Source organism: Methanocalculus sp. (assembly GCF_029762515.1).
GTDB lineage: Archaea > Halobacteriota > Methanomicrobia > Methanomicrobiales > Methanocorpusculaceae > Methanocalculus.
Window position 1 is genome coordinate 1 of record NZ_JARVGN010000386.1, and the last position, 2,155, is coordinate 2,155.

The window sequence follows — 2,155 nt, forward strand, 5'->3', positions numbered from 1 at the left end:
GCATCAGATGCCCCAAAGTGGGTCATTGCAGAGAGAAGCCCCTTTATCTCCCTTTCTCGTGTCGATGGATCAGAGAGGTCGATTGATACCTGGATTAATTCAAACGATTTCAGATCTGATTTCAGAACAAAATCCACTTCAAGCCCTTTTTCATCCTGCCAGTAATAGATATCATGGCCTGTTCGGTAAAGCTGGATGAAGACCAGATTCTCAAACAGCCGCCCGATATCCTCAGAGAACCGAAATGAAACTGCGTTCATCATACCGGGATCGATACAATAGAGTTTTCTCGGTTTATTCATCTGTTTTTTGAGCGAGTCATCATAGTGCCTGATGGAAAAGAGCAGAAATGCATCCTCAAGATAGGAGAGATAATTGATTATTGCATCGGTGCTGATCGTTTGAAATCCTGAGAAGAGCTTTCTCAGTGAATTATAGGTATGAGGCTTTGCCACATTGGATATACAAAAGATAGCCAGTTCCTTGAAAAGAGCAGGGTTCCTCACCCCATGCCGGGTCACGATATCCCGAAAGATGATATCATCAAAATATGATTGGAGCAGGAGGGTTTCATCTGCCGAGGGATAGAGAATAACCTCCGGGAATCCTCCGCGAATAAGATATTCATGAAATATCCTCTTTATATCAGATCTCTTCTCTGAATAGGGCAGTGTTTTCAGATCAACAGGGATGTTATGGTACTCTACACACTCGCTGAAACTGAAAGGATACATCCTGGTTGAAAGGTGCCTTCCGGTGAGGCGGTTTGCGACCTCTTCAGAGAGAAGTGATGCATTCGATCCACTTATGATGATCTTGAGGTTTCTTTTTCTATCATATATGCCCTTGATCCACAGTTCCCATCCAGCAAAATTCTGGATTTCATCAAGAAAAAAGTATAACCTCTCATCATCTCCACAAGGATAAAGTTCCCCGAAAGTGTCAATTAATCGGTCAAGCTCATCTCCATTCAGAGGCTGTAGCCTGTCGTCATCGATATTGAGATAGAGTATTCTGGATTTGGGAACACCATTATTGATCAGCTCCTCAATCTGTTGAAACATGAAATATGTCTTTCCGCATCGCCTCACGCCAATGATATCATTGATATGAGGGAGTTCAAGCTGTATGCTGGATCGCCGGCGATATAGCTTCGGAAGATCCTTCTCCTGCCACTCAATGATCGCAGCCTTCAGTTTGCCAACGGTATCCATGATCTAGAGTTGACATATGTATTCATATACCTATCGTCTATAAACGATAAAAAATCGGAATTTTATCGTATGTAGACGACAGACCTGGGGGATGAGCATTAAGTCATACCACGTACCAGACTCCCAGATAGGACATATAAAGAAATGAAACTGATTTTAAAAGCAGATGATGCTGATATGGGGATTCGAACCCCAGTCGTCGGCGTGAAAGGCCGACATGATTGGCCACTACACTATATCAGCCATGCAACAAAAGTGCTATACAAGGTAGACCTCTGGAAATAAAAAGATATTGATATACCTCTCTCCAGCAGACTGCTTTTTCTCTATTCTGATACTCAAATCAGACCGGAGTGCCTTCGGTCTCGGTGATGGTTTTGAACGCGGCCATGATCTGTTTGGTGATGGGGCCGGGCCGCCCGCTGCCGATTGCCCTTCCATCAACTTTCACGATCGGGGCAATCTCAGCAGCAGTTCCGGTAACGATCATCTCGTCTGCGGTATAGAGATCAAAGAACCCAAGCTCTATCACTTTCAACTGGATGCCAAGTTTCTCTGCAATCTCAATGAGGACATCCCGTGTGATTCCTTTCAGGTTCGTCAGGGTATGAGGAGCATAGATGATCCCATTCTTAACCAGGAAGATATTATCGCCGGATCCCTCTGATATCCTGCCCTGTGCATCGAAGAAGATCGCCTCATCCCCGCCCTTGTAATTTGCCTCAATCTTGGCGAGGATATTATTGAGATAGTTCAGGCTCTTCACATTGGGTGGGAGGGCATCCGGTGCATTCCTTCGTATGGCAACAGTGACGGCAGTCAGACCCTTTTCATAGAGATCACCGTACATTGCACCCCATTCCATTGCAATACAGACAATAGTTGGTTTTGGACAGTGGCGGGGATCAAGTCCCATCGTACCGGCTCCACGGCTGACAATC

The 2,155-nt window shown here is 45.1% G+C and carries 2 protein-coding genes and 1 tRNA gene; all 3 read right to left on the bottom strand.

The window, feature by feature from the left end:
- Nucleotides 1–1,214 (bottom strand): ATP-binding protein (locus tag QCH34_RS11255; protein WP_300334193.1); only part of this gene is annotated, 1,214 nt, incomplete at its 3' end.
- Nucleotides 1,215–1,384: 170 nt separating this feature from the next.
- Nucleotides 1,385–1,457 (bottom strand) — tRNA-Glu (locus QCH34_RS11260).
- 100 nt (nucleotides 1,458–1,557) lie between these two features.
- Nucleotides 1,558–2,155 (bottom strand): aminotransferase class IV (locus QCH34_RS11265; protein ID WP_300334195.1); only part of this gene is annotated, 598 nt, incomplete at its 5' end.